The 6878-nt window shown below is 57.7% G+C and carries 7 protein-coding genes; 3 read left to right on the top strand and 4 right to left on the bottom strand.

Annotated elements, in window-relative coordinates:
* Nucleotides 1–78: 78 nt before the first annotated feature.
* A complete protein-coding gene (locus Q0216_RS02620) occupies nucleotides 79–393 on the bottom strand; it encodes a cell division protein CrgA (RefSeq protein WP_298592703.1) in 315 nt (104 codons plus the stop codon).
* Nucleotides 394–551: 158 nt separating this feature from the next.
* On the opposite strand from Q0216_RS02620, the gene Q0216_RS02615 reads away from it, so the two are divergent.
* The 3 genes from Q0216_RS02615 to Q0216_RS02605 are packed head-to-tail and all read left to right on the top strand — an operon-like array spanning nucleotide 552 to nucleotide 2129.
* Complete coding sequence (locus Q0216_RS02615) at nucleotides 552–1301, top strand: class E sortase (RefSeq protein WP_298592701.1); 750 nt, start codon at nucleotides 552–554, stop codon at nucleotides 1299–1301.
* 18 nt (nucleotides 1302–1319) lie between these two features.
* Complete coding sequence (locus tag Q0216_RS02610; protein WP_005507386.1) at nucleotides 1320–1481, top strand: hypothetical protein; 162 nt, start codon at nucleotides 1320–1322, stop codon at nucleotides 1479–1481.
* 15 nt (nucleotides 1482–1496) lie between these two features.
* Complete coding sequence (locus Q0216_RS02605; RefSeq protein ID WP_298592699.1) at nucleotides 1497–2129, top strand: aminodeoxychorismate/anthranilate synthase component II; 633 nt, start codon at nucleotides 1497–1499, stop codon at nucleotides 2127–2129.
* Nucleotides 2130–2366: 237 nt separating this feature from the next.
* Here the strand turns inward: Q0216_RS02605 and pknB are convergent, their stop codons facing one another.
* The 3 genes from pknB to Q0216_RS02590 all read right to left on the bottom strand — a co-directional run.
* Nucleotides 2367–4505 (bottom strand): Stk1 family PASTA domain-containing Ser/Thr kinase, encoded by a 2139-nt coding sequence (pknB, locus tag Q0216_RS02600; RefSeq protein WP_298592697.1) that lies wholly within the window; start codon nucleotides 4503–4505, stop codon nucleotides 2367–2369.
* A 47-nt stretch (nucleotides 4506–4552) separates the two neighbouring features.
* Nucleotides 4553–6307 (bottom strand): protein kinase domain-containing protein, encoded by a 1755-nt coding sequence (locus tag Q0216_RS02595; protein ID WP_298592695.1) that lies wholly within the window; start codon nucleotides 6305–6307, stop codon nucleotides 4553–4555.
* A partial coding sequence (locus Q0216_RS02590) for a penicillin-binding transpeptidase domain-containing protein (protein WP_298592693.1) occupies nucleotides 6304–6878 on the bottom strand: 575 nt, incomplete at its 5' end. The genes Q0216_RS02595 and Q0216_RS02590, both read right to left, overlap by 4 nt.

Here is a 6878-nt window from a genome sequence, read left to right as displayed (position 1 = left end):
CTTCCGATCTGCGACCGCCCTACACGGGACGGCCGCCTCTCTACAAGCTCTAACGCCTAAGTCTTAGCGCCTAAAACTCTAGCGCCAGCGAGTCATCATCAGCATGCTCACCATCATGGCGCCCACACCAACACTCACATTCCACATACCAAAATCAGGAATCGGGAACAGGCCCTGCGTAATGTAGAAAACAATAATCCACAGAATGCCCACCGCCAACAGCGAGAACATAATCACGCGGTACCACAACGGAGTCTGCTCCTTCAGCTGCGTGCCGCTCTCCATCTCACGAGCAATCTCACGCAGACGCAGCTCGCTCGCATCCTCCACCTCAGACTTAGCAGACTTCTGAGACTTCTTCTTGGACGACGCCTTAGCCGAGTTGGTCGACATACTTCCTCCGCTTATTGTTGTATGGGTAACCTAAAAATATATGTTCACACCTATCTTTGCAGACTTACGGGATGATTTCACCTTCTCCGTGCGTTGAAAGATACGGAACGCCACCCGGCGCCCAAGAACATACCCAACCCAAGGACAAAGGAGAACGCATGAGTCAAGGAACGGCACCCACCGCAGAGCGCCGCCCCCGCACCGTGCTGCACTGGATTATCCAGATTACAGGCGAACTCCTTATCACCGTCGGTCTCCTGCTACTGCTCTTTGTCGCATGGCAGCTCTGGTGGACCAACATTGACGCCGACCGCACCCAATCCCAAGCCGTCAGCACCCTCGTCCAGGAATTCGACTCCAACCCCGCCGAACCCCTCCCCGACTGGGACCCCAACACCCCGCCCGCCGGTCTGAGCGAACCCGGCCACGGTGAAGTCTTCGGCGTCGTCTACATCCCCAAATTCGGTGCAGACTACCAGCGCCCCGCCACCCAGGGCACCAGCTCCGATGTGCTCGACTCTCTCGGCCTCGGCCACTACGAAGGAAGCGCCATGCCCGGTCAGGTCGGCAACTTCGCCCTCGCAGGCCACCGCCAAACCCGCGGTAAAGTCCTCAACGACATCGACCTGCTCACCGAAGGCGACCACATCTACGTGCGCACCAAAGACGGCTACTACACCTACACCGTCTACAGCCATGAAATTGTGCAGCCCGACCAGGTAGAAGTCATCGAACCCGTCCCCGGACAGCCCGGCGTAGCACCCACCGAGCGCCTCCTGACGCTCACCACCTGCCACCCGCGCTACGGCGACACCGAACGATACATTGTCCACGCCCGCTTCGAATCCTGGCGGCCCGCCGCAGCCGGAGCGCCCGCAGAAATTGCCGCATCCGTAGCAGGATCCTAAATCTGAGAGGAAAAGCAGATGTACGCATGGATTTTCCGCCATCTCCCCGGCCCCCTGTGGGTTCGCATCATCATCGCCATTGTGCTGATACTCGCCGTAGTCTACCTGCTCATGGAATTCGTCTTCCCCCACTTCGCAGAGTACGGCCCCTTCAACCTGAACGTCACCATCAACCATTAGCGCTAAGGACGTGCCATGACCCGCATCCTTGTCATCGACAACTACGACAGCTTCGTCTTCACCCTCGTCGGCTACATCCAGCAGCTCGGCGCTGAAACCACCGTCATCCGTAACGACGAATACGACCTCGACGCCGTCATCAAGCTCGCCGAAGAACACGACGGTGTGCTTGTCTCCCCGGGCCCCGGTGCCCCCGCAGAAGCAGGCGTCATTATTGACACCATCCGTTGGGCAGCCGAAGCAAAGAAGCCCCTGCTGGGTGTCTGCCTCGGCCACCAGGCCATCGCGGAGGCATTCGGCGGCACCGTCACCCACGCCCCCGAACTCATGCACGGCAAGACCTCCCGCCTCGTGCACGAGAACGTCTCCGTGTTCAAGGAGGTACCCAACCCCTTCACCGCGACTCGCTACCACTCCCTGGCAGTCGTACCCGAAACCATGCCCGAGGTCCTGGAAACCACCTCCACCACCGACAACGGCATCATTATGGGCCTGCGCCACCGCGAAGCCCCCATGCACGGCGTGCAGTTCCACCCCGAATCGGTCCTGACCGAAAGCGGATACCTCATGCTCGGCAACTGGCTCGAAGAAACCGGCCTGCAGGGAGCCGCAGAGCGCGCTAAGAGCCTCTCGCCCCTCATGGCTTAGTAACTTTAGCCTGAGACACCATCAGCGGCTTATATCGCCTCCAGAAGCCCCGTAGCAGACACGCTACAGGGAATCTGGAGGCGATAACTCTACCCGCACACTTCCCAACCCGAACCCAGGTACACAAAACCCAAGCACACAGAACCCAGGTACACAGAACCCAGGTACACAAAAAGGGGCGGTACCCCACACCGTTTGGTGTGGAGCGCCGCCCCTTTTGCTAGCCGCTAGAACCCCTTAGCGGGCATTAGCGTTCGCGTTATTAGCGTTGTTCGCATTGGCATTCGAGTTATTACCCTGAATCGTACGGGTACCCGCAGTAGCGGACGCAGCCGGTGCCGGAGTAGCCGTAGCAGTAGAACGCTGCTGGTTATTCGCTGCCGCGGTCGGCTGAGTAGTAGCTGCCGCGGTCGGCTGAGTAGCGGTAGAACGCTGCTGGTTAGTGGTCGCAGCAGAATTCTGGTTGCCAGTCGAAGCCGCAGGCTGAGTAGCTGCAGTAGTCGGCGCGGTCGTCTGAGTCGGAGTAGCAGCCACGCGAATCGTCACGGTGCTGTTCTGAGCCACCAGAGTACCCGCCGCAGAGCTCTGCGAAATCACAGTGCCCGCAGGACGCTCGTTAGTCTGAACGGTCTCAATGTTGGTGTTCAGCAGAACATCCTGAGCAGTCAGAGCAGCAATCGCCTGATCCTTGGTCAGACCCACCAGCGAGGGGACCTTCACCTTACCGGAGGACAGGACGATGTTCACGGTGCTACCAGCCTCAACGGTCTGAACACCCTTATCATCGGTCGAGCCCTTCTCCGGGGAAAGCTCCACAACCATACCGGCAGGAACAGAGGCGCTCTCCACAGTGGAGACGCGGCCATCGACCAGACCCAGATCCTTCAGAGCGTTACGGACATACGCCTCACTCTGCCCCTGCAGGTTATCCGGCAACTTGACCTTCTCCGGACCGCTAGAAACAGTCACGGTCACAGTCGAACCCTTATTAACCTTTGAACCGACACCCGGCTCAACGCTGATAACGTCGCCCTTCTTGATGTTGTCAGAGTAAGCCGTGCGGTACTCCAGCACAAAGCCCAGGTTACGCAACTGGTTCTCGGCATCATCACGGGAAACATTCACCACAGCCGGAACCGGAACCTGCGGAACCTCATTGAGCTTGTTCTGGTAGTACAGAACCGAGCCGACACTGAAAACCAGCAGAGCCGCAATCAGAGTACCCACGAGGAAACGAACCCACGCACGCTTACGCGGCGAAGACTCATCGTACTCCACGTACTCCTCATCCTCGTACAGTTCCTCATCGTCTTCGTACTCGAAGAAGCCGTTGAGGCCGCCGTCCTCCACCGAAGCCTCAGTAATCGAGGTGGTGTACGGAGCGTAATCCTCACCCAAGGAAGCGGTAGTCGCCGAAGGTACAAACGCAGTAGTCATCGCTGCATCCTGAACCACGGTCTCTTCACCCGGGCGAACAACCGACACCAGAGCCTGAGCGAACTCAGCAGCACTCTGATAACGCTCGTCCGGGTTCTTCGCCAGACCCTTCAGAATCACAGCATCCAGACCCGCCGGAACCTCAAGCGGGGTGAACTTGCTCGGAGGCTCAGGAGTGTCAGAGAGGTGTTTAGCCGCCAAATCAACGTTCGACTCAGCGTCAAACGGAGAACGACCAGCAATCATCTCATAAATCACGCACGCAGCAGAGTACAGGTCACTACGGGCGTCAACATCCTTGCCGCTGACCTGCTCCGGAGACATGTAGCGTGCACTACCCATCACCACGTTAGCCTTGGTCAGCGCCTCGCCAGCTTCCTCAATGGCACGGGAAATACCGAAATCCATGACCTTAATCTGGCCGGGTTGACCCTTAGCGATGTCCTCGCTGGTGCGGTCCAGCACCATAATATTCGCCGGCTTAATGTCGCGGTGAATAATGCCCATCGAGTGGCTGTACTGCAAAGCACCCAGCAGCTGCTCGGAATAACCCAAAGCATCACGGACCGGCAGGTGGCCGCCACGAGACAGGATGGAACGTAGAGTATGACCCTCCACGTACTCCATCACGATATAAGGAATAGCGGTGCCCTCTTCCGAAGAAGCAGACTCCTCACCATCCTGCGAGGGGTTATACGAACCGGTGTCATAGACAGCAACAATCGCAGGATTGTTCAGAGACGCCACAGCCTCCGCCTCACGCTTAAAGCGTGCACGGAACGTATTGTCCTGGGCCTGCTCCGGGCGCAGAATCTTAAGCGCAACCTTGCGGCCGAGGCGAGTATCCTCGGCAGCATAAACGGTTGCCATCGCACCGGTACCGATTACCTCGAGTACCTTGTAACGGTTATCAACCGTGTCGGGAACCGACAGGTCCATAAGTTCTCCTGGATCACTAAGACTAAAACTAAATCAAAACGTAGGGGCTAACGCGCCGACGCAGAAGCGGAAGCAGAAGCCGACGCAGACGGTGTAGCAGAAGCGCTCGCACTCGAACCCCTACCCGAACTGGAAGAGGCCACATACATGTCTACATTACTACCAACCGTGACCTTGGTGCCAGATGACGGGGTAGTACGAAGCACCGTACCGGGGGCCGCAGTGTCCGAATTCTCATAATGCAGAGAAACATTCACACCCAGCGCGGCAACAGCCTTCGATGCCTCATCAACGTTCTTACCCTCAAGGTTCGACGGCAAAGTCACCGACTTCGGACCGGTCGAATAGCGAACAGTCACGCTATTACCCTGCTCCAAAGTACCCGTCGGAGAAACCGAAATCACCGTGTTCTCCGGCTGAGTCGACTCAACACCCTCAGTCTTGGGGGACAAACCAAGGTTCTTCAGCTCATTCACCACATCCTGCAGCTCACGACCCTCATAGTTAATCGCGTTGACGGTCACCTTCTGCTTTGTGGCATGGGCAGAAGCAGACTCAGTCGGCTCCACCGTAGAAACAGTACCCGTATTCGTCGGAACAGCAGAAGCCGAAGTGCTCGGAACCGGATCAGTTGCACCTCCACTATTAGAGGAAAGAACCGTCCAAATACCGCCAGCAATCAGAACGATAGCCAGAAGCAGAGCAACCCACATCCACACGTTCGGGCCACGCTTCGCCGCAGGAGCAGGAGTAGACTTCACACGGCCTGAAACCGGACGCATCGTCTGCTCACTCGTGCGAGGAATCGGCGCCGTCGTCGGCTCCGGCGAGAAACGACCACCAGAACCAAAACGCGGAGCAGCAGAAGCACTAATCGGCTCAGCCGCAACATCCATCGCGGTCATCGCAACGGTCGCATCGTCAGCGTTCTCCTCAGCCAAGAACTGAGCCAGAGAAGGAACAGCCTTCACCGCAGCCTTCAGGTCGCGGCGACGAATCGCATCCACAGCAGACGCCAGAGCGGTCGCATCCTTCGGACGCTGAGCCGGGTCCTTCGCCAACAGGCACATAATCAGCGCACGAGCCGGAGCCGGAATGGTCTCCGGAAGCGGCGGCGGCGGATCATTCACCTGAGCCAACGCAATCGCAATCTGCGACTCACCCGTAAACGGACGACGACCCACCAGACACTCATAACCAATAATGCCCAACGAGTACATATCCGAAGACGCGGTAGCCGCCTGACCGGTCGCCTGCTCCGGCGCCAAATACTGGGCGGTACCCATCACCTGGCCGGTAGCCGTCAACGGCACCTGATTAGCCAGACGGGCAATACCAAAATCGGTCACCTTCACACGATCATCCGGAGTGATGATGAGGTTACCCGGCTTCACGTCACGATGCACCAGACCCTGCGAATGAGCCGCAGCCAATGCACGAGCGGTCTGAGCAATGAAGTTCAGAATACGATCGGGCGGCAGAGTAGTCTCATGCTCAATGATGCTAGAGAGCGGGTTACCCGGCACCAGTTCCATCACCAGGTACGCGGAGTTGTCCTCCTCGCCGTAGTCGAAAACATTCGCTACGCCGGGGTGGTTCAACAGCGCCGTATTGCGGGCTTCAGCGCGGAAACGCTCCAAGAAGCCCGGGTCACCGGTGTACTCCTCTTTGAGGATCTTGACCGCAACGATGCGCCCAAGCACCTTGTCGCGAGCTTTCCACACCTCGCCCATACCGCCAATCGCGATACGTTCAGTTAGGGTGTAACGCCCGCCCAAGGTGATATCAGCCGCAGGCCTCACTTGTTCAACACCGCCTCAAAGAGTTGCTTACTAGTACTGGTTGCCAACTGGGCACCGGTCGCCACATCAATATCCTCATAAACCACAGCAATCGCAATCTGAGGATCATCAGCCGGCGCGAAACCGGTAAACCAAGAATTATTCAAACCCGCCGTGGTCTCCGCGGTACCGGTCTTACCCGCCACCTTCACACCGGAGACACCAGCATTACGTGCAATACCATTATCAACCGCATTCACCATCCACTGCTTCACCTGGTTAGCAATTTCAGGGCTAGTGGACGTACGCAGCTTCTCAGGAGAGAACTCCTGCAAAGTGCTCAGGTTGCTGGTCTTCACCGAACGAATCAGGTTCGGCTTCATCTGCACGCCGCCATTTGCAATCGCCGCAGAAGTCATCGCCACCTGCAGCGGAGTGGTCTTCACGTCGTACTGACCAATCGCCGCCTGAGCCAGCTGGCTCTGCGTCAGATTCGACGGGAAATACGACTTAGAAACCGTCAAAGGAATCTTCAACTCCTGGCCGTAACCAAAATTCTCAGCGGTCTTCGCGATACGCTCCTGACCCAAAT

Origin of the sequence: uncultured Rothia sp., assembly GCF_937976295.1 — a bacterium.
Lineage (GTDB): Bacteria > Actinomycetota > Actinomycetes > Actinomycetales > Micrococcaceae > Rothia.
This window is presented reverse-complemented; position numbering and strand designations above follow the sequence as displayed.